This window comes from Streptomyces sp. 135 (genome assembly GCF_020026305.1).
Lineage (GTDB): Bacteria > Actinomycetota > Actinomycetes > Streptomycetales > Streptomycetaceae > Streptomyces.
Window position 1 is genome coordinate 5,350,486 of the sequence record NZ_CP075691.1, and the last position, 25,889, is coordinate 5,376,374.

Annotated in this window: 25 protein-coding genes; 14 read left to right on the forward strand and 11 right to left on the reverse strand. The window is 70.5% G+C overall.

The window, feature by feature from the left end; all coding sequences use genetic code 11:
• Nucleotides 1–28 precede the first annotated feature (28 nt).
• The 7 genes from KKZ08_RS24325 to KKZ08_RS24355 all read left to right on the forward strand — a co-directional run bounded on the left by KKZ08_RS24325 (nucleotide 29) and on the right by KKZ08_RS24355 (nucleotide 4,690).
• Entirely contained in the window at nucleotides 29–919 is an 891-nt protein-coding gene (locus KKZ08_RS24325; protein ID WP_223776468.1) for a DUF5936 domain-containing protein, read from the forward strand.
• Nucleotides 920–1,155: 236 nt separating this feature from the next.
• Complete coding sequence (locus KKZ08_RS24330; RefSeq protein ID WP_223779384.1) at nucleotides 1,156–1,374, forward strand: hypothetical protein; 219 nt, start codon at nucleotides 1,156–1,158, stop codon at nucleotides 1,372–1,374.
• Nucleotides 1,371–1,979, forward strand: a complete 609-nt coding sequence (locus KKZ08_RS24335) for a pilus assembly protein TadG-related protein (protein WP_223776469.1) — start codon at nucleotides 1,371–1,373, stop codon at nucleotides 1,977–1,979. The genes KKZ08_RS24330 and KKZ08_RS24335 overlap by 4 nt, the downstream gene beginning before the upstream one ends.
• 25 nt (nucleotides 1,980–2,004) lie before the next feature.
• Nucleotides 2,005–2,595, forward strand: a complete 591-nt coding sequence (locus KKZ08_RS24340; protein WP_223776470.1) for a hypothetical protein — start codon at nucleotides 2,005–2,007, stop codon at nucleotides 2,593–2,595.
• A gap of 3 nt (nucleotides 2,596–2,598) precedes the next feature.
• Nucleotides 2,599–3,330 carry an OmpA family protein gene (locus KKZ08_RS24345; RefSeq protein WP_223776471.1) on the forward strand — a complete coding sequence of 244 codons (732 nt, stop codon included), beginning with the start codon at nucleotides 2,599–2,601 and terminating at the stop codon, nucleotides 3,328–3,330.
• Nucleotides 3,331–3,383: 53 nt separating this feature from the next.
• Nucleotides 3,384–4,187 (forward strand): class I SAM-dependent methyltransferase, encoded by an 804-nt coding sequence (locus KKZ08_RS24350; protein WP_223776472.1) that lies wholly within the window; start codon nucleotides 3,384–3,386, stop codon nucleotides 4,185–4,187.
• A 56-nt stretch (nucleotides 4,188–4,243) separates the two neighbouring features.
• Nucleotides 4,244–4,690, forward strand: coding sequence for a helix-turn-helix domain-containing protein (locus KKZ08_RS24355; protein WP_223776473.1), 447 nt, complete (start codon nucleotides 4,244–4,246; stop codon nucleotides 4,688–4,690).
• Nucleotides 4,691–4,900: 210 nt separating this feature from the next.
• On the opposite strand, the gene KKZ08_RS24360 is transcribed toward KKZ08_RS24355, so the two are convergent.
• A complete protein-coding gene (locus KKZ08_RS24360; protein WP_223779166.1) occupies nucleotides 4,901–5,266 on the reverse strand; it encodes a DUF192 domain-containing protein in 366 nt (121 codons plus the stop codon).
• Nucleotides 5,267–5,606: 340 nt separating this feature from the next.
• On the opposite strand from KKZ08_RS24360, the gene KKZ08_RS24365 reads away from it, so the two are divergent.
• Complete coding sequence (locus KKZ08_RS24365; RefSeq protein WP_223776474.1) at nucleotides 5,607–6,083, forward strand: hypothetical protein; 477 nt, start codon at nucleotides 5,607–5,609, stop codon at nucleotides 6,081–6,083.
• A gap of 46 nt (nucleotides 6,084–6,129) precedes the next feature.
• Here KKZ08_RS24365 and mgrA read toward each other — a convergent pair whose 3' ends face one another.
• Nucleotides 6,130–7,167 (reverse strand): L-glyceraldehyde 3-phosphate reductase, encoded by a 1,038-nt coding sequence (gene mgrA / locus KKZ08_RS24370; protein WP_223776475.1) that lies wholly within the window; start codon nucleotides 7,165–7,167, stop codon nucleotides 6,130–6,132.
• A 131-nt stretch (nucleotides 7,168–7,298) separates the two neighbouring features.
• On the opposite strand from mgrA, the gene KKZ08_RS24375 reads away from it, so the two are divergent.
• From KKZ08_RS24375 to KKZ08_RS24390, 4 genes are all read left to right on the forward strand, one after another.
• Nucleotides 7,299–8,060, forward strand: a complete 762-nt coding sequence (locus KKZ08_RS24375) for an isoprenyl transferase (RefSeq protein WP_223776476.1) — start codon at nucleotides 7,299–7,301, stop codon at nucleotides 8,058–8,060.
• 329 nt (nucleotides 8,061–8,389) lie between these two features.
• Nucleotides 8,390–9,712 (forward strand): PhoH family protein, encoded by a 1,323-nt coding sequence (locus KKZ08_RS24380; RefSeq protein ID WP_223776477.1) that lies wholly within the window; start codon nucleotides 8,390–8,392, stop codon nucleotides 9,710–9,712.
• Between the two features lie 380 nt (nucleotides 9,713–10,092).
• The gene (locus KKZ08_RS24385) at nucleotides 10,093–10,830 is read left to right on the forward strand and encodes a lytic transglycosylase domain-containing protein (RefSeq protein WP_223776478.1); all 738 of its coding nucleotides are present in this window, start codon (nucleotides 10,093–10,095) and stop codon (nucleotides 10,828–10,830) included.
• Nucleotides 10,831–10,965: 135 nt separating this feature from the next.
• Nucleotides 10,966–12,267 (forward strand): AI-2E family transporter, encoded by a 1,302-nt coding sequence (locus KKZ08_RS24390; RefSeq protein ID WP_223776479.1) that lies wholly within the window; start codon nucleotides 10,966–10,968, stop codon nucleotides 12,265–12,267.
• A gap of 59 nt (nucleotides 12,268–12,326) precedes the next feature.
• On the opposite strand, the gene KKZ08_RS24395 is transcribed toward KKZ08_RS24390, so the two are convergent.
• Both KKZ08_RS24395 and KKZ08_RS24400 read right to left on the reverse strand, forming a co-directional pair.
• Complete coding sequence (locus KKZ08_RS24395; protein WP_127909976.1) at nucleotides 12,327–12,857, reverse strand: alkyl hydroperoxide reductase; 531 nt, start codon at nucleotides 12,855–12,857, stop codon at nucleotides 12,327–12,329.
• A 15-nt stretch (nucleotides 12,858–12,872) separates the two neighbouring features.
• Nucleotides 12,873–13,427 carry a peroxiredoxin gene (locus KKZ08_RS24400; protein WP_127909977.1) on the reverse strand — a complete coding sequence of 185 codons (555 nt, stop codon included), beginning with the start codon at nucleotides 13,425–13,427 and terminating at the stop codon, nucleotides 12,873–12,875.
• A 132-nt stretch (nucleotides 13,428–13,559) separates the two neighbouring features.
• Here KKZ08_RS24400 and KKZ08_RS24405 point away from each other — a divergent pair, with 132 nt between their 5' ends.
• Nucleotides 13,560–14,525 carry a LysR substrate-binding domain-containing protein gene (locus KKZ08_RS24405; protein WP_223776480.1) on the forward strand — a complete coding sequence of 322 codons (966 nt, stop codon included), beginning with the start codon at nucleotides 13,560–13,562 and terminating at the stop codon, nucleotides 14,523–14,525.
• Between the two features lie 36 nt (nucleotides 14,526–14,561).
• On the opposite strand, the gene KKZ08_RS24410 is transcribed toward KKZ08_RS24405, so the two are convergent.
• From KKZ08_RS24410 to KKZ08_RS24420, 3 genes are all read right to left on the reverse strand, one after another.
• Complete coding sequence (locus KKZ08_RS24410) at nucleotides 14,562–16,874, reverse strand: FtsX-like permease family protein (RefSeq protein ID WP_223779167.1); 2,313 nt, start codon at nucleotides 16,872–16,874, stop codon at nucleotides 14,562–14,564.
• Nucleotides 16,875–16,972: 98 nt separating this feature from the next.
• A complete protein-coding gene (locus KKZ08_RS24415; RefSeq protein ID WP_223776481.1) occupies nucleotides 16,973–17,659 on the reverse strand; it encodes an ABC transporter ATP-binding protein in 687 nt (228 codons plus the stop codon).
• Nucleotides 17,656–18,183: a PadR family transcriptional regulator gene (locus KKZ08_RS24420; protein ID WP_223776482.1), complete on the reverse strand. Its 528-nt coding sequence runs from the start codon at nucleotides 18,181–18,183 to the stop codon at nucleotides 17,656–17,658. Before KKZ08_RS24420 ends, KKZ08_RS24415 begins: the two co-directional genes overlap by 4 nt.
• Nucleotides 18,184–18,421: 238 nt before the next feature.
• Here KKZ08_RS24420 and KKZ08_RS24425 point away from each other — a divergent pair, with 238 nt between their 5' ends.
• Nucleotides 18,422–20,683 carry a transglycosylase domain-containing protein gene (locus KKZ08_RS24425; RefSeq protein ID WP_223776483.1) on the forward strand — a complete coding sequence of 754 codons (2,262 nt, stop codon included), beginning with the start codon at nucleotides 18,422–18,424 and terminating at the stop codon, nucleotides 20,681–20,683.
• A 78-nt stretch (nucleotides 20,684–20,761) separates the two neighbouring features.
• On the opposite strand, the gene KKZ08_RS24430 is transcribed toward KKZ08_RS24425, so the two are convergent.
• From KKZ08_RS24430 to KKZ08_RS24445, 4 genes are all read right to left on the reverse strand, one after another.
• A complete protein-coding gene (locus KKZ08_RS24430) occupies nucleotides 20,762–22,654 on the reverse strand; it encodes an ATP-binding SpoIIE family protein phosphatase (protein ID WP_223776484.1) in 1,893 nt (630 codons plus the stop codon).
• Nucleotides 22,655–22,854: 200 nt separating this feature from the next.
• Nucleotides 22,855–23,496 (reverse strand): methyltransferase domain-containing protein, encoded by a 642-nt coding sequence (locus KKZ08_RS24435; protein ID WP_223776485.1) that lies wholly within the window; start codon nucleotides 23,494–23,496, stop codon nucleotides 22,855–22,857.
• Nucleotides 23,497–23,612: 116 nt separating this feature from the next.
• Nucleotides 23,613–24,302, reverse strand: coding sequence for a DUF402 domain-containing protein (locus tag KKZ08_RS24440; protein WP_223776486.1), 690 nt, complete (start codon nucleotides 24,300–24,302; stop codon nucleotides 23,613–23,615).
• Nucleotides 24,303–24,381: 79 nt separating this feature from the next.
• Nucleotides 24,382–25,803, reverse strand: a complete 1,422-nt coding sequence (locus tag KKZ08_RS24445) for a class II fumarate hydratase (protein ID WP_223776487.1) — start codon at nucleotides 25,801–25,803, stop codon at nucleotides 24,382–24,384.
• Nucleotides 25,804–25,889 lie beyond the last annotated feature (86 nt).

The following is a 25,889-nucleotide window of genomic DNA, read 5'->3' on the forward strand; positions in this document are numbered from 1 at the left end:
AAATGCCGGTACGGGAAGGGGAGTTACGTTGCTGGGCTTGCTGCTAGCGGTCGCGATGGGCCTCGCCGTGGCCGGCGTCTGCCAGGGCGTCCGCATGTACCGCGCGGACGCGAAGCTGCCCGCCGACCTGGCCGTCGCCCTGGAGGTCGGCGCCACCCGCGTCTCGGCGACGGGCTCGGCGGTGGACCGGCTCGGCATGCGCTTCGCACCCCTCGTCCTGCGCCTGATGGGCCGGCGGCGGGTCGACGCCAAGCGCCGCCGGATCGACATGGCGGGCAACCCCGGGGGCCTGACCATCGACCGCTACGGGGCACGGCGGGCGGTCTACGGCATCTTCGGAGTCGTCCTCGGCCTGGTGTTCCTCGTGAACGGCTCCCCGCTCTTCGGTCTGCTCACCCTCGCCTTCGGGGCGACGGCGGCGGACGCGCTGATCTGGCAGGCGATCCGCGAACGCCGCGAGGTCATCGACCGCACGCTCCCCGACTTCCTGGACGTCCTCGCCGTCGTCGTCTCGGCGGGCCTCGGCTTCCGGCAGGCGCTGGACCGGGTGGCGGAGCGGTACGAGGGGCCCTGGGCGGACGAACTGCGGATCACGCTGCGCCAGATGGACATGGGGGTCAGCCGCCGCCAGGCCTTCGACGAGCTGCGCCGGCGGAACGCGTCGGAGCAGGTCGCCCAGTTCGTCTCGGCGCTCCAGCAGGGCGAGGAGCTGGGCTCGCCCATCGCGGACACGCTCATCCAGCTGGCCACGGACATGCGGCGCACGGACGCCCAGAATTCGCGCCGCAGGGCCGCGAAGACCATTCCCAAGGCGACGATGGTGACGCTGGTCTTCATGTTGCCGGCCACGATGATTTTGATCGCGGCGGGCATGTTCCTCGGCTCGGGGTCGGACTTCGGTTCGATTCTGGGGCGCTGATCTGGGCGCCGATGAAAAGACGTCCGTCAACTGTGCGAAAGCCCTTCGCGGGTGCAATGTGGTGTGGGACAGTCGGGGTTGAGTTCACGGTTCGCGGGAGGGGGCTTCGTGCATGGTGATCTCACCGAGAGGGAAGAGAATCCGCCAACTTGCGGACGAGCGGCGCCCGTCTGGCCGCCGGTCCCGCAGAGTTGTTGCCGGCAGTCGTCGAATCGGGTGGGAGAGAAGGGGCCGTCGTGCTGAAGGAACGCGCGCTCAGAGTCTGGGTCGACTGGACGGTGACTGTCGCTTCGCGGGTCCGGGGGAGGGGGCGGGACGCGGGGGCGGGGTTCGTGGAGTATGCGGGGTTGATGATTCTTATTGCGGGGATCTATACGTTGATCGACGGCCTGGCCCTCGACAACAAGATCTCCACGGCAATCGGCAATGCGGTGAGCGACGTCGTCGGAGGGTGACGCGTAGCCACCTGCGGAGCGACTTAGGGCAGACCCTCCCCATTTACATCTGGCTCACGGGGATTCTGCTCTTTGTTGCGTTCGCCTTCTTTGCGTTCGCCCAGGCTGCATCCGCACGTAACGGAGCCCAGTCGGCGGCGGACGCGGCTGCGTTGGCGGCGGCCCAGGACTCCCGGGACGAGCTGGTCGAAGGGCTGGGCCTGTCCATCGGCGAGGGAGACGACTGGCTCGACTGGCTGGCAGGTGACAAGTACACCGGCGCCGGATCGCAGGGAGCCGCCGATGCGCTGGCCGCGCAGAACGATTCGACGGTCATTGGTCTTTCACCCGCCGAGGTGAACGGCTTTCCAGGCTTCCGGGTAGAGGTCCGAACCAACTACACCGTGGGCGACTCGATCATTCCGGGTACCGAGTCCAAGCATGCGAACGCCGAGGCCACCGCCATCATCGAACCGCGTTGCGATGTCGATCCATCAGCGGACCCCGAGAAGGTCGTGGAATTCGACTGCGACGGCGAAGAGTCCTTCGAGATCGATCCGGACGACTTTGAACGAGGTGATCTTCCGGATGCCTCCGTCCTCTTCTCTGTCCACCTGGCCGGCTGACCGGCGAAGGAAGGAAGCGGTAGTGATGAGTATTCGGCTTTCCATGCCGGCCCGCAGGTCAATGGCTGCTGTGGTGATCACGGCCGGGCTGGTCCTCACCGCCGTCGGCTGCGGCGGAGGTGGGGACGGAGACGAGCCCGACAAGACATCCAAGTCGACCGCGCCTCCCAATAGAGGTGACGGTAAGGACAAGGGTTCCCAGGAGCCTGCCGAGGACCGGACCATGGCCGAAGCCAAGGGTGACGGGGTGACCCTCGTGATCACTTCAGCTAATCGTGACGAAGGTGGTTTCGTCACGGTCTCAGGAAAAGTGACCAACACGTCGGGTGGCCTGTGGACGGGCGGCCAATGGCGCGGTGACGAGAAAGAGCTGCAGAAGAACGGCGGATCTGTCGCCGGGGCGAGCCTCGTGGACGGTGAGGGAAAGAAGAGATACCTGGTCCTGCGGGACACGAGTGGGCGGTGCCTTTGCACCAAGTTTGAGGGCGGTCTCGATTCGGGGCAGACCGTCGACTGGTTCGCCCAGTTCCCCGCACCCCCGGATGGCATCGACAAGGTCACCTTCCAAGTGGGGTCGATGCCCCCCGCCCCCATAGAACTCTCCGAGGGTGAGTAACCCATGACCCGCCCCCACCTCCGCACCGCCACCGCCACCGCCACAACCACCGCCACCCTCACCGCCCTGCTCCTCCTCCTCGCCCCCACCCCCGCCTGGGCCGACGGCGGCGACCCCACCGCACCCCCCGGCAGCACCACCACCTCCCCGCCCCCCGAAGTCGACTCCAACAGCCCGGGGCTGAAGCTGGCCGACGGGGCCACGCTCGCGCCCGCCAAGGTGCTGGACATCAAGTCCGTCGTCGAGGACCTCGGCGGTGAGGAGCGCCGCGAGGACACCAACACGGACGTGAAGTTCGCGCTCCAGGCGGAGGTCCTGTTCCCCAAGGACAGCGCGGAGCTGAACCCGGAGGCGAACGCCCGCATCAAGGCCATCGCCGAGGAGGCCAAGGCGCAGAAGGCCACGGACGTCAGGGTCTTCGGCTTCACGGACAACCTCGGCTCCTACGGCCACGGCAAGAAGCTCTCCCGCGAACGCGCGGAGGCGGTGCACGACGAGCTGGCGGGGCACCTCGGCCCCGAGGTCACCTTCTCCGTGCGCGGCTACAGCGAGGACTACCCGATCGCGGACAACGGCTCCGAGGAGGGCCGCAAGAAGAACCGCCGAGTCGAGGTCTCGTTCCCCCGAGGAGCAACCGGCACCGGAAGCACCACAGGCACCGGCACCGGAAACACCACAGGCACCGGCACCGGAAACACCACAGGCACCGGCACCGGCACGAACGCCACCGGCTGAACACGTCCCCGAAGCGCTGCCGACGGAGGACCCCGCTACGCCAGGATTGCCCCATGAGCAACAGCCCCAGCCACCCCGCCCGCCCCGCGCCCCATACCCTCGACGACTTCGACGACCTCGTCGCCGAGGCGGAGGCCGCGCCCACCGCCGGCTGGGACTTCTCCTGGTTCGAGGGCCGGGCCACCGAAGCGCGGCCCTCCTGGCGCTACGCCGAGGTCATGGCACAGCGCCTCGCGCGGGCGGAGGCCTCGCTCGACATCCAGACCGGCGGCGGCGAGGTGCTGGCCTCCGCCGCCACCCTGCCGCCCCTCGCCGTCGCCACGGAGGGCTGGCCCGCGAACGTCGCCAAGGCCACCGCGCTGCTGCACCCGCGAGGCGTGGCGGTGGTCGCCTCGCCCGAGGACGCCCCGCTGCCGTTCGCGGACGGCGCCTTCGACCTGGTCACCAGCCGCCATCCAGTGCGGGCCCGCTTCGGTGAGATCGCCCGCGTGCTGCGCCCCGGCGGCACGTACTTCGCGCAGCACGTCGGGCCCGCCAGCGCCTTCGAGGTCGTCGAGTACTTCCTCGGGCCGCAGCCGGCGGAGGTCAGGAACGGCCGCCACCCCGACCTGGAGCGCGCCGAGGCCGAGGCGGCGGGCCTGGAGGTCGTGGACCTGCGGGCCGAGCGACTGCGGATGGAGTTCTTCGACGTCGGAGCCGTCGTCCACTTCCTGCGCAAGGTGGTGTGGATGGTCCCGGACTTCAGCGTGGAGAAATACCGTCCCCGGCTGCGCGAGCTGCACGACCGGATCCGGGCCGAAGGCCCCTTCGTGGCGCACAGCTCCCGCCACCTCTTCGACATCCGCAAGCCCGTATAGCCGCACAGTCGGTACTGTCATTCCGGTAAGTGACCGCGTGACAGGAGGAGTTGGCCGTGCGCAAGGAACGAGAGCCGTACGCCTGCGGGCTCGACGCCGCCGTGGACGTCGTCGGCGGCAAGTGGAAGCCCATGATCCTGTGGGCGCTGTACGCGGGCCGGACGCTGCGCTTCGGTGAGCTGAGGCGGCACATCCCCGGTGTCAGCGAGAAGATGCTGATCCAGCAGCTGCGCGAACTGGAGTCGGACGGCATCGTGCACCGCGAGGTCTACCGCGAGGTGCCGCCGAAGGTCGAGTACTCGCTGACCGACCTCGGCCAGTCCCTCAACACGGCCCTGCTTCCCCTGGGGTTGTGGGGCGACCAGCACATGGAGCAGATCGTGGCCGGCAAGGCGAACGGCAGCGCCGACAGCAGCTACGGCACCAACAACGGCACCGGCAAGGGCAGCGGCACCGGCACCGACGAGACGGACATGGCCAATAGGGCGCAGAACGCCGCCTGATGGGGCGTTCCGGGCAAGGCCCGCCCACGCATCACCCGCATCGCACCGCCCCGCGGGCCCCAGAATCGAAGCCTTGATTCCGCATCGTTATCAATACTGGCTCGATCTGCCCCTACCCGTCACGTAAGTTCAGACCAAGGCTAATTCGCGTGAGCAAAGCTACGCGTGCGGTGCCGTGCGGTGGAGGGGGCCGCGCGGCACCGCGAGCCGTCATCCCGCGCCGTGCACGACGATCCGCGCACCCCGGCGTACGCCCCACTCGGCCAGCGACCCGGCAGCCGCCTCGATCACATGCCGGGCCCGCGGGCGCGGCACCCCGATCAGGCCCGGCGGCATCGTCCGCACGGACAGCACACGCCACTCGCGGTCCAGATACGCCACATCAACGGCGAACCGCATCCCCACGGTGTGCACGCCACGCGCCGGCGTCAGCAGCAGCGCCCCTGTCACACCCGTACGGCCGAGCAGCCCCCGTCGCCGCGCCCGCGCCGATCCCGCGATCTCCAGAGGGATCTCCGAGGCGCCTTCCGCGGAGATCGCCCCGCCGGGCTCCGGGGGCGGGCCGAAGACCTTCATCGTCGCCATCCGGCGAAGTTAGCGGCGCGCACACCCGGCGCGTCAAGCGCGCGAACGCCTGCGGGGTCCCCCGTGTGGAGTACGGCCGCGCCCGGCCGAAATCCGCCGCAGAACCCGGGATTCCGGCCCCAGAACGGGCTCGCGCAGTCGTCGCGTGGTCTCGGAGAGTAGTTGTGGCACGCCGATGCACGCGAAATCCCTTACGAAGGGTTATGGTGGAAACCCCCCCTCGGGCCGGTCCGTCTCCCCCCCACGGACCGGCCCGTTTTTTGTGCCCGCGTTCAGGCCGGGGCCCCGGTGGCGGCGGCGCCAAGATCCACGCGCCGTTATGGTCAGGTACATGTCTGATCAGCTCCCCCCACCGCCCCAAGCCCCGCACCACCCGCAGGCGGGCCTCCCCGCCTACCCGGGCCCCGCGCAGGACCCCGGCCACGGCTACGGCCCGCAGGCCCCGCAGCGGATGCCCGGCGTCGTCCGCGCCGCGCAGATCATCACCTGGGCCCTCGCCGGGCTCACCGTCCTCGGCTCGGCCCTCGCGGTCGCCGTGGTCAACCCCGAGACGGGCGGCGCCGCCCTCGGGGTCAACCTCTGCCTCCTGGTCACGGCCGGCATGGCCTTCCGCTTCGGCAGCGTCGGCAACGGCATCCGCGTCACCTGCATCGTCCTGATGAGCGTGCAGACAGCGCTCGGCCTCGGGGGAGCGGCGAACGGCAACCCGGTGGGGCTGCTGCCCCTGCTCGGTGCCATCGCCGTCGTCGTCCTGCTCTCCCAGGGCGCCGCGGGCGCGTGGTTCAAGCGCCCGCGCGCCCATGGCTGACCCGGCGCGCCCGCCCCGTACGCGGCTGACGCGCCGAGCCGACGCGTCAGCTGCGCCCCGCCCAGATGTTCGTGCCCGGCGTCGACACCGCGAAGGTGTCGATCGCCGCGAGTTCCTCGTCCGTGAGCTTCGGCCCGGCAAGCGCCGCCACGTTCTCCTCCAGCTGCCCGACGCTCGACGCGCCGATCAGCGCCGAGGTCATCCGCTCGTCCCGCAGCACCCAGTTGAGGGCGAGCTGGGCGAGTGACTGGCCGCGGGCCGCCGCGATGTCGTTGAGGCCGTTCAGCCGGCGCACGACCTCGTCGCTCAGCAGATCCGGGTCCAGGGACTTGCCCTGCGTGGCGCGCGAACCCTCCGGGATGCCCTTCAGGTACTTGTTCGTGAGCAGCCCCTGGGCGAGCGGCACGAAGGAGATGCAGCCCATGCCCGCCTCCTCCAGGGTGTCGAGCAGGCCGTCCTCCTCGGTCCAGCGGTTGATCATCGAGTACGACGGTTGGTGGATGAGCGCGGGCACGCCCATCTCCCGCAGCAGGCGCGCCGCTTCGGCGGTCTGCTCGCTGTTGTACGACGACACGCCGACGTAGAGCGCCTTGCCCTGCTGGACGGCGGAGGCGAGCGCGCCCATCGTCTCCTCCAGCGGGGTCTCCGGGTCGAAGCGGTGGGAGTAGAAGATGTCGACGTAGTCGAGACCCATCCGCTCCAGCGACGCGTCCAGCGACGACAGCAGGTACTTGCGGCTGCCCCACTCGCCGTACGGGCCGGGGTGCATGAGGTAGCCGGCCTTGGTCGAGATGACCAGTTCGTCGCGGTACGAGGCGAAGTCCTGGGCGAAGATCTTGCCGAAGTTCAGCTCCGCCGAACCGGGCGGCGGGCCGTAGTTGTTGGCCAGGTCGAAGTGCGTGACGCCCAGGTCGAAGGCGCGGCGCAGGATCGCGCGCTGCGTGTCCAGGGCCTTGTCGTCACCGAAGTTGTGCCAGAGCCCGAGGGAGACCGCGGGCAGCTTCAGGCCGCTGCGCCCCGTGCGCCGGTACTCCATCGCGTCGTAACGGCCCTCGGCCGCGCGGTACAGAGACGTGTCGTTCATGGAGATGAAGCTACTTCAGCGACCGGGACCCGACTTCGGCGGGCGGCCCGTGCGGCGGTAGGGTGTCGCCCTCGGGGACTGCCCTACGCACACCCCTTGAGGACCACCATCTGCTGGAGGGGCTGACAGACGTGAACCTGCGCGACCTGGTGTACGGACTTTACGCACGCCGGGTGGAAGGCCGCCTCGACCACGACCAGGTGCCCAAGCACATCGGGGTCATCCTCGACGGCAACCGCCGCTGGGCCAAGGCGTCCGGCGGGACCACCGCACAGGGCCACCAGGCCGGCGCGTACAAGATCGAGGAGTTCCTCGGCTGGTGCGCCGAGACCGACGTCGAGGTCGTCACGCTGTGGATGCTCTCCACCGACAACTTCGACCGGCCGGAGTCGGAGCTCACCCCGCTCCTCGGCATCATCGAGGCCACGGTCCGCTCGCTCGTCGCGGACGGCCGCTGGCGCGTGCACCACGTCGGCGCGCTCGACCTGCTGCCCGCCCGCACCCAGGCCGTCATGAAGGAAGCCGAGCAGGCCACCCACGACAACACCGGGATACTGGTCAACGTCGCCGTGGGCTACGGCGGCCGCCAGGAGATCGCCGACGCGGTCCGCTCGCTGCTCCTGGAACACGCGGACAAGGGCACCAGCCTGGAGGAGGTCGCGGAGAGCGTCGACATCGACCTCATCTCCAAGCACCTCTACACCAGCGGCCAGCCCGACCCCGACCTGGTGATCCGCACGAGCGGCGAGCAGCGCCTGTCGGGCTTCATGCTCTGGCAGTCCGCCCACTCCGAGTACTACTTCTGCGAGGTCTTCTGGCCGGCCTTCCGCAAGGTCGACTTCCTGCGCGCGCTGCGTGACTACGCGGCCCGCCACCGCCGCTACGGCGGCTGACCCGCACCCACCCCTGAGGCCCGGGTAACCCGGAGTTAACCAACGCGTCGTCATATGCCGTGGCATGGCGGCGCTCGTTGGAGGGAATAAGCCTTCCAGGTCGACGTCCGAGCAGTATCCGAAAGGGACGTCGTATCTCAGCGGGCGGCATGGGCCGTCCGCCCGGGAGGCCCTTTGCACCAGGACGACCGTGTGCGCAACGCGGGCGACGTGGAGGGCCGGCGCTCGGCCCGCGCATCGCGGCCGCGTCCGGTCCGGTTCACATCCGCCGGCCCGCCCGGCATCCCTCCCGTCGCTCCGCGACCTCATCCGAGGGGGTACGTCCTTCCGTGGTGACCAGCACAAAGCGCCGCATGCCCGACAGGCGCACCTATGTTCTCGACACCAGCGTCCTGCTGGCCGACCCGAACGCCCTGACCCGCTTCGACGAGCACGAAGTCGTGCTGCCGGTCGTCGTGGTGACGGAGCTGGAGGCCAAGCGGCACCATCCGGAGCTCGGCTACTTCGCCCGGCAGGCCCTGCGCCTGCTGGACGACTTCCGGATCCGGCACGGCCGCCTGGACGCCCCGATCCCCATCGGGGACCTGGGCGGCTCGCTGCGCGTCGAGCTCAACCACTCCGATCCCGGCGTGCTCCCGGCCGGCTACCGGTTGGGGGACAACGACTCACGGATTCTCGCGGTGGCCCGCAACCTCCAGGCGGAGGGGTACGACGTCACGGTCGTCTCCAAGGACCTGCCGCTCAGGATCAAGGCGTCCTCGGTCGGACTGCTCGCCGAGGAGTACCGCGCCGAACTCGCCATCACGGACTCCGGCTGGACCGGCATGTCCGAGCTGGCCCTCTCCGGCGAACAGGTGGACCTCCTCTTCGAGGAAGACCAGCTGTACGTCCCCGAGGCGGCCGACCTGCCCGTGCACACCGGCCTCACCATCCAGTCCGCGAAGGGCAAGGCCCTCGGCCGCGTCACAGCGGAGGGCAACGTCCGTCTCGTACGCGGCGACCGGGAGGCCTTCGGCATCAAGGGAAGGAGCGCCGAACAGCGGATCGCGCTCGATCTGCTCCTCGACCCCGAGGTCGGCATCGTCTCCATGGGCGGGCGCGCCGGCACCGGCAAGTCGGCGCTCGCGCTCTGCGCGGGCCTGGAGGCCGTCCTCGAGCGCCGCCAGCACCAGAAGGTGATGGTCTTCCGTCCGCTGTACGCGGTCGGCGGGCAGGAGCTCGGCTATCTGCCCGGCAGCGAGGCCGAGAAGATGGGTCCGTGGGCCCAGGCGGTCTTCGACACGCTCGGCTCGGTGGCCGGGAAAGAGGTCATCGAGGAGATCACGGCGCGCGGCATGCTGGAGGTCCTGCCGCTCACCCACATCCGCGGCCGCTCGCTGCACGACGCGTTCGTCATCGTGGACGAGGCCCAGTCCCTGGAGCGGAACGTCCTGCTGACCGTGCTCTCCAGGATCGGGGCGAACTCCCGTGTCGTACTGACCCATGACGTCGCCCAGCGCGACAACCTCCGCGTGGGGCGGTACGACGGGGTGGTCGCCGTCGTGGAGAAGCTGAAGGGCCATCCGCTCTTCGCGCACGTCACCCTCACGCGGTCCGAGCGTTCGCAGATCGCGGCCCTGGTGACCGAAATGCTGGAGGACGGCCACATCTGAGTCAGTTCACGGCAAAAGCACGGTAGTTGGCGCCGTCCGGCGAAGCGAAGGAGCCTAGCCGGGCGGCGCCGTCGTGTGCGCCTGTTTCCGGAAAACTCCTGGGGTAAACGGCGTGTGAGCTTTCCCACGCAACGGAGAATTGCCTTGCGGTGTCCGGCTGCGGCAGAGTCTCAGTCCTGTCAGGCCCCGCATGCGACACACGTGTACCCCCAGCGGTACGGCACAACAGAACTTCATAGTGGCCGTCGCATGCCGCCCGAGCACCACGCGGCGCTCCCGACACGGGAGTTGCCCACCGGGCCCGTGCCTCCCGTGACCGATCGCAAGCGGAGGCCAGCGCCAGGGGCACGATTGCGTCCGCGAGGTCACCTATGCGGGCGATGCTGGAAGGAAACCGTGTGAGCCGGATTTCGGTCCGGGGATTCGCCGTGGCTTCTGCCACCGCGGTCACCACCGTCGGAGCTGTCGTGGGTGTCGCCTCGGGCAACACCCAGCCCTCGAACACGAACGACTTCGAGGCAGCGGCGAGCGACGCGACGCTCCTCGCAGAGATCCCCGCGGGTCAGCAGGCCCAGGTCCAGACCGCGTCCCTGACGCAGCAGGCCGACGCGCAGGCCATGGCCGCCGACACCGCCGCGAAGAAGACCGCCGCGGAGGAGGCCCGCAAGCAGGCCGCCGCCTCGGCGATCGAGAAGCAGCAGGCCGCGGAGAAGGCGGAGGCGGCCAAGAAGGCCGCCGCCAAGAAGGAGCGCGAGGAGAAGGCCGAGACCAAGGCCAGCCGCTCCTCCGCGCGCGACGCCAAGGATTTCGCTCCGCAGAGCTCCTATACGGTCGCCCAGGTCCAGGCGATGGCACGGCAGATGGTCCCCAGCGGCCAGTTCCAGTGCTTCAGCAACATCGTCAACCACGAGTCCACGTGGAACTACAAGGCCACCAACGCCTCTTCCGGCGCCTACGGCCTCGTCCAGGCGCTGCCCGCCTCCAAGATGGCCTCGGCGGGCGCCGACTGGCAGACCAACCCGGCCACGCAGATCAAGTGGGGCCTGAACTACATGAACGACCGCTACGGAAGCCCGTGCGGCGCCTGGGACTTCTGGCAGGCGAACAACTGGTACTAGGCCATACCCCGGCCCTGCCGCGCTCAACCTCGGCAGACCCCTCACCGTCCTGCGGTGGGGGGTTTCTGCCGTGTACGGTCGGTGCGGACGGCTCCCCGGGGAGTGGTGGGGAAAGACGGGGGTAGAGGACGGATCATGTCGCGAGTGCCAGGGTGGCTCGGCAGGCTCGGTGCCGGACTGAGCGAGATGAGCGAGCGGTTGAACGAGCAGCGGGCCAAGGACGACGAGCCGGACGACGTCGCGGGCGTGGAGCCCGACCACGTGCCTCCGCCGCCGGCCTACGCGCCCGCCGTGGCGGCCAGACCCGACCCCGCGGCGGCCGTGCCGTGGGGGATGCGGGTCGCCGCCGAGGCCGCCTGGCGGCTGCTGATCCTCGCGGGCACGCTCTGGGTCCTGATGAAGGTCATCAGCGCGGTCCAGCTGGTGGTGCTCGCCTTCGTGGCCGCACTGCTGATCACCGCGCTGCTCCAGCCCACGGTGGCCCGGCTGCGGAGGGTCGGCCTGCCGCGCGGGCTGGCGACGGCGGTCACGGCGATCCTCGGCTTCGTCATCATGGGCCTGGTCGGCTGGTTCGTCGTCTGGCAGGTCATGGAGAACGCCGACGAACTCTCCGGTCAGGTCCAGGACGGCATCGAGGACCTGCGCAAGTGGCTGCTCAACAGCCCCTTCCACGTGACCGAGGACCAGATCAACGACATCGCCACGAGCCTGCGCGACGCCGTCGGTGCCAACACCGAGGAGCTCACCTCCGCCGGCCTCGAAGGCGTCACCGTCATCGTCGAGGCGCTGACCGGCATCCTGCTCGCGATGTTCTCGACGCTCTTCCTGCTCTACGACGGCAAGCGCATCTGGCAGTGGTTCCTGAAGCTGGTGCCCGCCCAGGCCCGGCCCGGCATCGCGGGGGCGGGGCCGCGTGCCTGGCGCACCCTCACCGCGTATGTGCGCGGCACGGTCATAGTGGCCATGATCGACGCCATCTTCATCGGCCTCGGCATCTACTTCCTCGGGGTGCCGATGGCGGTGCCGCTGGCCGTCATCATCTTCCTGGCGTCGTTCGTGCCGCTGGTCGGTGCCGTGGTCTCCGGCGCCCTCGCGGTGGTCGTCGCGCTCGTGACGCAGGGCGTGTTCACGGCGGTGATGGCGCTGGCGGTGGTCCTCGCGGTGCAGCAGATCGAGGGGCACATCCTGCAGCCGTTCATCCTCGGCCGCGCGGTGCGGGTGCACCCGCTGGCGGTGATCCTGTCGGTCGCCGCGGGCGGCATGGTGGCCGGGATCGGCGGGGCCGTCGTGGCGGTGCCGCTGGTCGCCGTGACGAACACGGTGGTCGGCTATCTGCGGGCGTACTCCCGCGAGGCCGCGCTGAAGGCGGCGCGGGAGCCGCAACCGCAGGGGGCCACGGCGTCGGACGTGTCCGCGTCGGATCCCCCGCCGCAGTAAGACCGGCATACGGAAAAGGGGCCCGGAACCAATGGTTCCGGGCCCCTTCTCGTCATGAACTAGGCGAGGTGCGCCTCGGAGTCCAGCGTGACGCCCACGGCCTGGATGACCGCGGCGATCTTGAACGCCTCCTGGATGACCTCACGGTCGACGCCGGCCTTGCGCAGGACCTGCTCGTGCGAGTCCAGGCACTGGCCGCAGCCGTTGATCGCGGAGACCGCGAGGGACCACAGCTCGAAGTCGACCTTCTCGACGCCCGGGTTGCCGATGACGTTCATCCGCAGACCGGCGCGCATCGTCCCGTACTCCGGGTCGGAGAGCAGGTGACGCGTGCGGTAGAAGACGTTGTTCATCGCCATGATGGCGGCGGCCGACTTGGCGGCGGTGTACGCCTCGGGGGAGAGGTTCGCCTTCGCCTCGGGCTCCAGCTCGCGCAGCACCTTCGGGGAGCGGGACGCGATGGCGCAGGCCAGCACGGTGCCCCAGAGCTGCTGCTGCGGGAGGTCGCTGTTGCCGATGACCGAGCCGAGGTTCAGCTTCAGGTCCTTGGCGTAGTCCGGTACGGCGGACTTGAGTTCGTCGAGTGCCATGTCAGAGCCTTCCGTTCACTCGCCCGAGAGCAGCGCGACCGGGTCGAGGGTCTCGTCGCCCTTGCTCCAGTTGCAGGGGCAGAGCTCGTCGGTCTGCAGGGCGTCGAGGACCCGCAGGACCTCCTTGGGGTTACGGCCCACGGAACCGGCGGTCACCATCGTGAACTGGATCTCGTTGTTCTGGTCGACGATGAAGACGGCGCGCTGCGCGAAGCCGTCCTCGCCCTCGATGCCGAGCGCGCGCATGAGCTCGTGCTTGGAGTCGGCCAGCATCGGGAAGGGCAGGTCGGTCAGGTCCGGGTGGTCCTTGCGCCAGGCGTGGTGCACGAACTCGGAGTCACCGGAGAAGCCGAGGATCTGGGCGTCACGGTCGGCGAACTCGTCGTTCAGCTTGCCGAAGGCCGCGATCTCGGTCGGGCACACGAAGGTGAAGTCCTTGGGCCACGCGAAGACGATCTTCCACTTGCCCTCGTAGGTCTTGTGGTTGATCTGCTCGAACTCCGCGCCCTTCTCCAGGGAGACACAGGCGGTCAGGTCGAACTCGGGGAACTTGTCACCGACAGTGAGCACACGTACTCCTTGCGACGAGGTAAATCCCTTTTGGGGATTTTCCTGCGGGTTGGACGGATCTCGATGGTGGCACAGGGTGCATTGATTAGGGAAATAGCTAGACTGGGTCAAGTTGATCGGAGGTGGTTATCAGTGCGAGCCATAAATAGGGGAAAGCTCCCTGGCAAGCAGAGCAACGGCAAACAGCCCAGCCTGGCGCAGCTGCGCGCGTTCGCCGCGGTGGCGGAACATCTGCACTTCAGGGACGCGGCCGCGGCGATCGGAATGAGCCAGCCGGCCCTCTCCGGCGCCGTCGCGGCCCTGGAGGAGGCACTGGGTGTCCAGCTCCTGGAGCGCACCACGCGCAAGGTGCTGCTCTCCCCGGCCGGGGAACGCCTCGCGGTGCGGGTCAGGGCCGTCCTCGGCGAGGTCGAGGCGCTCCTGGAGGAGGCCGACGCCGTCAAGGCGCCGTTCACCGGGGCGCTGCGGCTCGGTGTGATCCCCACCGTGGCACCGTATCTGCTGCCGACGGTGATCGCGCTGGTCCACGAGGAGTACCCGGACCTGGACCTCCAGGTGCACGAGGAGCAGACCTCCTCGCTGCTCGAAGGGCTCGCGGCCGGGCGGCTCGACCTGCTGCTGCTCGCGGTGCCGCTGGGCGTGCCGGGCGTCACCGAACTGCCGCTCTTCGACGAGGACTTCGTACTGGTCACGCCGCTCGACCACTGGCTCGGCGGACGTGAGGGCATCCCGCGCGAGGCGCTGAAGGAGCTGCACCTGCTGCTGCTCGACGAGGGGCACTGCCTGCGCGACCAGGCCCTGGACATCTGCCGCGAGGCGGGGCGCGCCGACGCCCCCGTCACCACGACCGCCGCCGGGCTCTCCACCCTCGTCCAGCTGGTCGCCGGCGGGCTCGGCGTGACGCTGCTGCCGCGCACCGCGGTGCGCGTGGAGACCAGCCGCAGCAACCAGCTGCTCACCGGGTACTTCGCCGACCCGGCACCCACCCGGCGGATCGCGCTCGCGATGCGGACGGGCGCGGCGCGCGCCGCGGAGTACGAGGAGCTGGCGCGGGCCCTGCGCGGGGCCGTGCGGCCGCTGCCGGTGCGGGTGGTGTGATCCCGCACCGGCCACGTACGACGGCTGGCGGCCGGGCTACTCCGTCCGCAGGCCCTCCGGCCGCATCATGCGCCACAGCGGCGGCAGGCTGAGCAGGGTCACGGCCGCGACGAGGACGGCGCCCGCGCCCGTCAGGGGCACGAACTTCCACCAGTCGGTGACGGACTTGTCGATCATGCGGACCATGACCCAGCCGAGGCCGAGGCCACCCGCGACGGCGAGCGCCAGACCGACGGCGACCGGGATCGCCGTCTGCCACAGGACCGACCACGCCATCGAGCCGCGGCGCGTGCCGAAGGCGGTGAGCACCGCGAGGAGCCGCTTGCGCTCGCGCAGCTGTTCCAGCATCGACACCAGCATGGAGGCCGCGATCAGCGTCATCGTCGCCAGTGCGCCGACCTGGAGGCCGGTCTGGACGGTCGCGTACTGCTGGTCGCGCTCGACCGCGCGCAACGTCATCACGTCGAGGAACGGGTCGAGGCGGGCCGCCGTGTTGCGGACGTGCTCCTCGGCGTCCGGGGTGTCCGGATCGACCTGGATCATGGCGCTCGTCGAGGCGTCGACCAGCTTGGACTTGTCGACCGCGCCGGGAGTGGCGTAGACGCCGTCGTGCAGGTCGCCGCTCGGGTCGGGGCGGGCGGTGACCTCGCGGGCGTCGGCGGGCAGCGTCCACAGGACGTGCTTGTGGCCGGGCTCGTCCCAGCTGATGGGGTTCAGGTCGAGCTGCTTGCCGGGGCGGGCCGACTCGTCGACCCAGCTGTTCATCTCCTTGTCCTTGGTGTGGACGACGAAGGTGTCGCCGTCCTCGCATGTGCCGATGCGGGCCAGTTCGCGGAGGTTGGCGCAGGTGCCGACCGTCAGCTGCGTGGTGGGGCGGATGTCCTCGGAGTCCTTCAGCCTGCCGGGCCTGACGGCGTACGTGGAGACCGTGGCGATGACCCGTTTGACGCCCTTGGTGGTGCGGAAGCCGTCGATCATCTTGTCGGCGAGCGCGGCGTCACCGACGTCGGCGCGGACCGAGATCTTGGCGCGGGCGGTGTCCGCCCCCGTCATCCGGTTGAAGTCGTCGTGCATCGCGCCGAACAGCATCTGCAGGGCGACCGCGCCGGCCACCGCCACCGTGATGCCGCTCACCGCGCGGGCCGCCGTGCCGCTGCTCAACTGGAGCCTGCGGACGGCCAGTTGCCAGGGAACAGGGCCGCCGCGCAGCCGGGACACGCTCGCCTCGACGAGCCAGGGCAGCAGCGCGGCCAGGCCCACCAGGGTGAGCGTGGCACCCGAGCCGATGGCGTACACCGGCGGCCCGTAGTCACCGCCGACGCGGCCCGCGGCCAGCAGGATGCCGAAGCCCGCGAGCGGCATCAGGACACGCCACCACAGCCGCCGCTTGCGGACCTTGGTGCTGCGCATGACGCCCAGCGGTTCGATGGACACGGCCCGCAGCGAGATCAGCGTGACGACGACGGCCGTGACCGGGACGGCCACCAGGACCAGCGCCGCGAGGGAGGCCACCGGCGTCAGGTCGGCGGGGAAGGCGCTGATCTGCCACATGTCGATGGTGCCGATCAGCTGACGCAGCCCCAGGAAGAGGGCACCGCCGACCGCGAGGCCGAGGAGCGCGCCGCACAGCGCCTCGCCCGCCGCGATCCGGCGCACCGCGCGGGCGTCCGCGCCGACCAGGCGCAGCGCGGCGAGGCGGCGGTCGCGCCGGTCGCCGCCGAAGCGGACGGCCGTGCCGATGAAGATGACGACCGGCGTCAGCAGGACCACGCACATCAGGACGACGAGCACGACCAGCAGCGGATCGAAGGGTTCCGTGGGCGTCTCGTAGCCGAACTCCGCCACCCGGTGGCCGCCCTTGGCCGGGGTGAGCGCGTCGGAGCCCGCGTAGAAGTAGCGCTCCTGGGGGTGGACCAGGCCGGCGTCGCCGATGGTGCCGACGATCCGGTAGCCGCTGAACCGCTCCTTCAACAGGGTGCCGTCGGAGCTGTTCAGGAGGTCGCGCAGGGCGGGCGAGACGACCATCTCGCCGTCCGCCGGGATCTTCTCCAGGCCGGGCGGCAGAACCGGACGGTCGCCCTCGGAGCGCAGGACGCGGCCGCCGACCGTGGAGTCACGGAAGTCGGTCGGGGCGTCGCGCTGGAGGACGGTGGAGTCGCTCCGCTTGACGCGCTTGCCCGAGAAGTCGTCGCCCGAGCGGGCCGCCGTGTGGTTCTCGCGGTTCTGGAGCAGGTTGGGCACGGAGGAGGCGCCGAGCAGCAGCGCCACGCCGAGCCCGACGCCGACCGCGGTCAGCAGCGTGCGGATCCAGCCCTCACGGCCGCCGCCGACGGCGAAGCGTATGCCCATGCCGAGGTCGCGGAGCCAGGCGCGGACGCCCGTGGGCGCGGTGTGCCCGGGGTCCGGCGGCCCGGGCCGGGCGGTCGCCCGGGCGCGGGTGTCGAGGCTCATACGATCCGCTCCATGTCGCGCGACCTGCCGTCGCGCACGACGATCTCGCGGTCGGAGTAGGCGGCCACCCGCGTCTCGTGGGTGACGAGGACGACGGCGGCGTTGGCCGAGCGTGCGGCGTCGGTCAGCAGCTCCATCACGCGCTCGCCGTTGAGCGAGTCCAGGGCGCCGGTCGGCTCGTCGGCGAAGATCACGCGCGGGCCGGTGGCGAGGGCGCGGGCGACGGCGACGCGCTGGCCCTGGCCGCCGGAGACCTCGCCGGGCCGCTTGGCGGCGACGTCCTCGACCTCCAGGCGCTCCATCCAGGTGCGGGCGGTCGCCTCGGCGTCCTTGCGCCGGGCGCCGTTCAGCCGCAGCGGCAGGGCGACGTTCTCGACGCAGGTCAGTTCGGGCACGAGCTGGCCGAACTGGAAGACGAAGCCGAACTCGCTGCGCCGCAGGGCGCTCAGGGCGGAGTCCGGCATGCCGGTCAGCTCACGGCCGTCGTACGTGATGGAGCCCTCGTCGGGCCGGACGATCCCGGCGAGGCAGTGCAGCAGGGTCGACTTGCCGGAGCCCGAGGGGCCCATGACAGCGACGACCTCACCGGGGTGGATCGAGAACGACGCGTCGGTGAGCGCCGTGGTCGGGCCGTACGCCTTGCGCAGCGCGTGGGCCGTGAGGAGGGAACCGGCGGGGGTCATGCGGGGCGCACCTCCTGGGCGAGCTTGCCGAGGCGTGCGGCGGCCAGCTCGAGCCAGCGCAGATCGGCTTCGAGATGGAAGAGCGCGTGGTCGCAGATGAGCTGGTCGGCGAGGTCGCCCTTGCGCTTGCGGTCGGTCAGGATGCGCATCAGGCGCAGGTGCTCGGCGCGCTGCACGTCGAGGAGTTCGGCGGCGTCGCGGCCGGTGAGGAGCGCGAGGACGACCTTGGTGTAGAGGGTCGACTGGAGGTAGGGCTCGGGTTTCTCCGGGGTGGCGAGCCACCGCTGGACATCGGTGACGCCGGCCTCGGTGATCGCGTACCGCTTGCGTTCGGGACCGCCGCCCGCCTCGATGCCGTCGACTTCGACGAGGCCGTTCTTCAGCAGCCGGGACATGGTCGAGTAGACCTGTCCGTAGTGCAGGGGCTTGTCGTGCCCGAACTTCTCGTCGAAGGCGCGCTTGAGGTCGTAACCGTGCCGCGGGCCGGACTCCAGGAGCCCCAGAAGGGTGTGGCCAATGGACATACGGAGCACTATACACGGCGTGTATACGTGCGGTGTATACGTCTGGTGCGGCGATCGTTTGTGCGACAGGCGGGCAACCATCGGGGGCTCCCGGACGTCGGTTCCTAAGGGGCAGGTGCTCATTGTCACGTCCGCAAAAGACCGGATCGGCAGGAGTTTGTCCCAGGGTGCGGTGTTAGCTTCATGAGCTGACTCGACGTACGCATGTGGACTAGACGGAAGCGGAGCACTCTCAGTCATGGGCCGAGCCGAAGAACGACAAGCGCGGCAGCGCGGTGCCCGCCGGGCAGCGCGCGGGCGCCCGTCCGGCGGGGGCAAGCCCAAGCGCACCGGCATACGCCGCTTCTTCACCTGGAAGAAGCTTCTCGGGACGTTCTTCGGGCTCTGCCTGCTCGGCATGCTCGGTTTCGTGATCCTGTACATGGTGGTCGACATCCCCAAGGGGAACGCCGCGGCCAAGATGCAGAGCAACGTCTACAAGTACAGCAACGGCGAGGTCATCGCCCGGACCGGCGACATCAACCGCGAGATCGTCGACCTGGACAAGGTGCCCGAGAAGGTGCAGAAGACCTTCGTCGCCGCCGAGAACAAGTCCTTCTACAAGGACGAGGGCATCGACTTCAAGGGCACCGCCCGAGGCGTGCTCAACACGGTGACCGGCAAGGGCAAGCAGGGCGGCTCGACCATCACCCAGCAGTACGTGAAGAACTACTACCTCAGCCAGGACCAGACCGTCAGCCGCAAGCTGAAGGAGCTGGTGATCTCGCTGAAGGTGGACCGCGAGAAGAGCAAGGACGACATCCTCGCGGGTTACATCAACACCAGCTACTACGGCCGCGGCGCCTACGGCATCCAGGCCGCCGCCCAGGCCTACTACAGCGTCGACGCCAAGAAACTGAACGTCGCGCAGGGCGCCTACCTCGCCGCCCTGCTCCAGGCCCCGAGCCAGTACGACTGGTCGTCCGCGACGCCGACCGGCCAGAAGCTGGTCAAGCAGCGCTGGAACTACGTACTCGACAACATGGTCGAGGAGGGCTGGCTGGACTCCGGCACGCGGGAGGGCCTCACCTTCCCGAAGCCGCACGACCCCAAGGCCCCGCCCGGCCGTGAGGGACAGATCGGCTACCTCGTCGACGAGGCCAAGCGCGAGGTGCTGCGCAACAGCGGCCTGTCCGAGGCCGAGTTCGAGGCCGGCGGCTACACCGTCACGCTCAACATCGACCCCAAGAAGCAGAAGCAGCTCCAGAAGGCCGTCGACAAGGAGCTGAACGACAAGCTCGACCGGAAGAAGAACAAGGCGGACGCCCGGGTCCAGGCGGGCGCGGCGTCCGTCGACCCGAAGACCGGCAAGGTCCTCGCCATGTACGGCGGCGAGAACTACGTGAAGCACTTCACGAACAACGCCACCCGCCGCGACTACCAGTCGGCGTCCACCTTCAAGCCGTTGATCCTCGCCGCGGCCCTGGAGCACGGCGCGACGACCCAGGACGGCAAGCCGATCACCGCCGGCACGGTCTACGACGGCACGAGCAGGCGCCCGGTCAAGGGCAGCGACGTCGCCTTCGCGCCGCCGAACGAGGACAACGTCGACTACGGCCCGGTCACCGTGCAGAAGGCGATGAACAAGTCCGTCAACTCCGTCTTCGCGCAGATGGGCGTGGACGTCGGGATGCCCAAGGTCATGGAGATGGCGAGCACCCTCGGCATGGACGTCAAGGGCCTGCCCGCGGTGCCCGCCCAGACCCTCGGCTCCATGGGCGCGAGCCCGCTGGAGATGGCGGGCGTGTACGCCACGCTCGACAACCACGGCAAGAAGGTCACCCCGGCCCTGGTCGGCTCCGTGGAGCACAAGGACCGCACGGTCGACCTGCCCGACCCGATCGGTGACCAGGTCGTCAAGCGCACCACCGCCGACTCGCTGACCTCCGTCCTGACCGGCGTGGTCGACGACGGCACCGGCAGCGCCGTGCGCCACCCCGTGCAGGACGTGGCCGGCAAGACGGGTACGTCCGACGACAACAAGTCGGCTTGGTTCACCGGCTACACGCCGAAGCTGGTCACCTCCGTGGGCCTCTTCGGCGAGGGCGCGCCCGACACCAAGGAGAAGGGCCAGCAGGTGTCGATGAAGGGCGCCGGCGGCCGGGCGCGCGTCGACGGCGGCAGCTTCCCCGCCCAGATCTGGGCGGCGTACACCTTCGACGCGATGGGCGCGCCCAGCAGGTTCGACCTCGACACGGACATGGGCGCGGCCATCGCGCCGCCCCCGGAGCCGACGCTGTCGAAGGAGCCCGAGGAGCCGTCGAGCAAGCCGACGAAGCCGGAGAAGGACCCGACGTCCAAGCCGCCGTCGCAGTCCCCCTCGCCGTCGCCGTCGTCGTCCCCGCCGACCACGCCGCCGACGCAGACCCCGACGTCGAAGCCGCCGACCCAGGAGCCGGACCCCACGCACACGATCGAGATCCCCGAGGATCCCGACGACCGCGCGCCCGGCCGCGACTGAGGCCCCTGTGCCCCTGCGATACGGCGGAAGGCGCCCCGAACCCCATGGGTTCGGGGCGCCTTCCGCCGTATGCGGGTCCTAGTTCCGGTTCAGTTCGAACCAGACCACCTTGCCGGTGCTCAGGCGCGTGGCACCCCACCGCCGGGCCATCTTGTTGACCAGGTACAGCCCGCGGCCGCCCTCGTCCGTGGCGCGCGCCTGGCGCAGGCGCGGCAGCTGCGGGACGTCGTCGCCGACCTCGCAGCGCAGGACGTCGGTGCGCAGCAGCCGCAGGGTGATCGGCCGCGACGCGTACCGCACGGCGTTGGTGACGACCTCGCTGACCAGGAGCTCCACCGAGTCGGTCAGGTCTTCCAGGCCCCAGCGGACCAGCGCGCTGCGGGCCAGGCGGCGGGCGCGGGACGGCGTCGCGTCCTCCGGCTCCAGGAACCAGTACGCGACGTCGCTCGGCGCGATGCCGTCGAAGCGGGCGGCGAGCAACGCGATGTCGTCGTCCCGGTCACCGGGGCCGAGCATGTCGAGCACCTCGTCGCAGAGCGCCTCCAGCGGCGGCGGATGGTCGGGGCCCGTCAACTGGGCGGTGGCCGCGAGGCGCTCGCGCAGCTGCTCTATGCCGGTCCACACGTCCCGCAGCCGGGACTCGACGAGCCCGTCCGTGTACAGGAGCAGCGTGGCGCCCGCCGGGGCGTCCAGCTCCACGGCCTCGAAGTCCACGCCGCCGACGCCGATGGGGGCGCCCGGCGGCACGCGCAGCACCTCGGCGCGGCCGCCCAGGTGCAGCAGGACGGGCGGCGGATGCCCGGCGTTGGCGATGGTGATGCGGTGCGAGACCGGGTCGTAGACCGCGTACAGGCAGGTCGCCATGCGGTCGGAGCCGAGCCGCTGCGCCTGCTCGTCCAGGTGGTGCAGGACCTCCTGGGGCGGCAGGTCGAGCCCGGCGAGGGTCTGCGCGGTCGTCCGCAGCTGGCCCATGATGGCGGCCGACGTCATGGAGTGCCCCATGACGTCGCCGACGACCAGGGCGACGCGGCTGCCCGGCAGCGGGATCGCGTCGTACCAGTCGCCGCCGACCCGGGCCGTCTCGGCGGCCGGCAGATAGCGCGAGGCGAGCCGCACCCCGGTCGGGCGCGGCAGCGTCTCGGGCAGCATCGTGCGCTGCAACTCGTCGGCGATGTACGCCTCGCGGCCGTACAGGACGGCCTTGTCGATGCCGAGCGCGCTGTGCGTGGCCAGCTGGGCGGCGACCAGCAGGTCGTCGGCCTCGAACGCGGGACGGTCCGGGCGGCGCAGGAACACGGCCGCGCCGATCACGCGGCGCCGGCCCCGCAGCGGCGCGAGGATCGCCCGCTGACCGGTCGGCACGGTCCGCCGCTCGCCGAGCAGTTCGGGCAGGGCGGCCCGCGCCGCCGCCGAGTCCGCGAAGACCGGGCGCACCCCGCGCAGCACCTCGGCGAGCGCGCCGCCGTGCCGCACCTCGCAGAGCTCGGCGGTGCCCATCACGTCGGTGATGTCGGGCTGCACCACCTGGAGCGAGGGCAGTGTGCCGCCGTCGGTGTCCGGTTCCTCCGCGCCCTCCTCGATGGAGCGCAGCCGGTCCGTGCGGCGCAGGCGCAGCACCAGCGGACCGGTCGGCCGCTCGTCGCCCACGGGCAGCGGGTCACGCAGATAGACGAGGATCGCGTCGGAGAACGTCGGGACCGTCGCCCGGCACAGCCCCATCACGATCTCGTCGAGGTCGATGCCGCGCGCGATCCGCCGGGTCGCGGCGCCCACGAACCGCAGCCGGTCGCCGTCGCGCCGCATCGCCGTGGGGCCGGAGCCCGGCGGCCGCGGCTTACCGGTGCGCCGCTCCTCGCCGTCCGGCGGACCCGAGGGGCCCGGCTGCGCGGGCACGCCGTCGGGTGCGGGGCGCGGCCTGCCCGGGTCGGGCTCGGAGGCGGACGGCTGGGAATGCTCACTGGTCGGCGGCACCGATGCTCCCGGGGATGTGTCACGCGCGCCCTGCGGCGTCTGAGGGGAACGCAGCAGCGCCCCGCGGGGATCCGCGGGGGCGGTCGGCCGGGCAGCTGGTGCCTTGCGACCCTCGTGGGGGGTGAGGTGCTCCGTCACGCGTTTCGAATCCGTCCGTCCGGGGCTGCGCGCCGTGCGCGCCGTCCAGCGTTGCACGTCGCTCAGCCGCGTCGGCAGTGCAGAAAGACCTGATGCTCGGGTGGTACGTCGCTGCTCGCGGGGGCGTACGCGTACGCGTCCTCGCCGGTGATCTCGAAGCCCGCGTCCCGCACGACCTGGCGCAGCTCGTCCCGCAGGTATCCCGATACCCGGATCGTGTGCCCCAGGAACGGAATCGCCGCGTCGTCGAGGTCGGCCTCGACCATGGACAGCTCCATCAGGCCGCCCGGCCGCAGCAGGCCGTGCAGCCGCCGCAGCGCCCCCGGGATCTCGGGGCGCGGCAGCATCAGCAGGGCGAAGAAGCAGGCGATGCCGTCGAACCGGCCGATTCCGGCCGGGCCGTCGGCCGTCAGGTCCGCGATGTCGATGAGCCGGAACTCCGCCGTCGGTACGTTCTTTTCGGCCAGTTCGAGCATGCCCGCCGAAATGTCCGTGCCGAGGACGGTGTGGCCCTTCTCGGCCAATTGCAGAGCGGTGGGCAGTCCGGTGCCGCAGCCCGCGTCCAGGATCCGGGAGCCGGGTGCGAGCGCGTCGGCCAGGTGGCGCCCCGCGGCGAGCTGACCCTCCTTGTGCGGGAAGGCGTCGTCGTAGTGCCGCCCGATGGCGTCGAAGGCCTCGGCCTGGCCCCTGCGGTCCTCGCTCACGTTCTGCCGCCCCTCGATGACTTCCTGTCAGACAGCGCGCAGACCCCCGGAGTTGCTGCTGTGCGCCCTTGCGGAGGACGATCCTACGTTTGAACCACGGGGGCGCATCAAGGGTCTCATGAGGACACGCGCGCGGGGGTACGGTCCCAGTCATCCGGAAGGGGCGGTACGACCCAGGACGGATCGGGACGCCAGTGCTGCCAGCCGTCCGAAAACGGTGCCCCCCAGGCCTCGATCACGTCAAGGGCGGCCCGGCCGGCGGCGCGTACGGCAGCGGCCTTTTCGGAGTCCATCAGGCCCACCCGCAGGGCCTCGGCGAACTCGTCCTCGTCGTGCCACCGCCAGCTGCCGTCGGGTCGCACGGAGATGTCCAGAAAGTGATCCTCGGAATCCACCCCGCCCGCCCAACGGGTCCGCGGCTCCTCCAGGTTCACGTACCAGTTCTTGAACCGCCAGCCCGGCTCCCAGAACAGCCACACCGACCACGGGTCGCCGGGGCGCGCGAGCTTCAGGACGCCGGTGCCGAACCAGTGGTCCCTGCGGACCGCGCGCGGCTTGGTGTAGCGGGTGGCGAGCGGTTCACGGTGCAGAGGGGTCCCGTCGGCCAGCACCGGCTTCACGCATTCGGTGCCGGGCGCCATCCACACGGCGAGGAGCTCCGCGGTGTCCCGTACGACGGTGACGGGACGACAGATGTGCACATGCTCCCCGGCGTTCTCCCGATAGCGCCACAGGATGTGGTCACCGGGTGCCCACCGGGCCGCTGGGCCGCCTGCCGTCGCCGTCTTCCCGTCGAGGTCTGTCATGGACAGATATTAGACGCCCCTCCTGTCCCGGGAGGGGCCGTCGCGGGGGATGCCCGCCGGGGATGCCCGACGCCGGACGCTAGGGGTGCGTCATGCGCAACACGTCCAGCGCCTCGTCCAGTTGCTCCAGCGAGAGGTCGCCCCGGTCGACGTAGCCGGCCTCCAGGACGACCTCGCGGATCGTCTTGCGCTCGGCCAGGGACCTCTTCGCCACCTTCGCCGCCTCCTCGTAGCCGATGTACTTGTTCAGCGGCGTCACGACGGAGGGCGAGGACTCGGCGTACTCCCGGGCCCGTTCGCGGTTGGCGGTGATGCCGTCGACGGTGCGGTCGGCGAGCAGCCGCGAGACGTTCGCGAGCAGCCGGACCGACTCCAGGACGTTCTTGGCGATGACCGGCAGCATCACGTTCAGCTCGAAGTTGCCGGCGGCGCCCGCCGCGGCGACCGTGGCGTCATTTCCGGTCACCTGCGCGGCGACCATCAGCGCGGCCTCCGGGATGACCGGGTTCACCTTGCCCGGCATGATCGACGAACCGGGCTGGAGGTCGGGGAGGTTGATCTCGGCGAGGCCGGTGCGCGGGCCCGAGGCCATCCACCGCAGGTCGTTCGCGATCTTCGTCAGGCCGACGCCGATGGTCCGCAGCTGGCCGCTGGTCTCGACGATGCCGTCCCGCGCGCCCTGCGCCTCGAAGTGGTCGCGCGCCTCGGTCAGCGGCAGCCCCGTGGCCCGCGCGACCTCGGCGATGACGGCGGCGGAGAAGCCGGGCGGGGTGTTGATGCCGGTGCCCACGGCCGTGCCGCCGAGCGGCAGTTCGGCCAGGCGCGGCAGCGACGCCTCCAGGCGCTCGATGCCGTACCGCACCTGGGCCGCGTACCCGCCGAACTCCTGGCCGAGGGTGACCGGCGTCGCGTCCATGAGGTGCGTACGCCCGGACTTCACGACGTCCGCGAACTCCTCGGCCTTGCGCTCCAGGGCGGCGGCGAGGTGCTCCAGGGCCGGGATCAGATCACCGGTGACCGCGCCCGTCGCCGCGATGTGGATCGAGGACGGGAAGACGTCGTTCGAGGACTGCGAGGCGTTCACGTGGTCGTTGGGGTGGACGGGGCGGCCGAGGCGCTCGGTGGCGAGCGTGGCGATGACCTCGTTGGTGTTCATGTTGGACGAGGTGCCGGAGCCGGTCTGGAAGACGTCGACGGGGAAGTGCGCGTCCCAGCGCCCTTCGGCGACCTCGGCCGCCGCGTCCGCGACGGCCTCGGCGATGTCCGCGTCCAGCACCCCGAGGCCCGCGTTGACCTTGGCGGCGGCCGCCTTGATCTGCGCGAGGGCGGCGATGTGGGCACGCTCCAGGCGCTGTCCCGAGATGGGGAAGTTCTCCACCGCGCGCTGGGTCTGCGCACGCCACTTGGCGTCGGCGGGGACCCGTACCTCGCCCATGGAGTCGTGCTCGATCCGGTACTCGCCGGTGTGGTCGCCGGTCGCGTGGTTGGCGTCGCTGGTCATGCCCTTGAACCTACCTCTCCGTCCAAACCCCGTGAAAAGTTGAGCACTTGTCTTGTTCCGGGTATTCCCAAGCCTGCTACCCACCA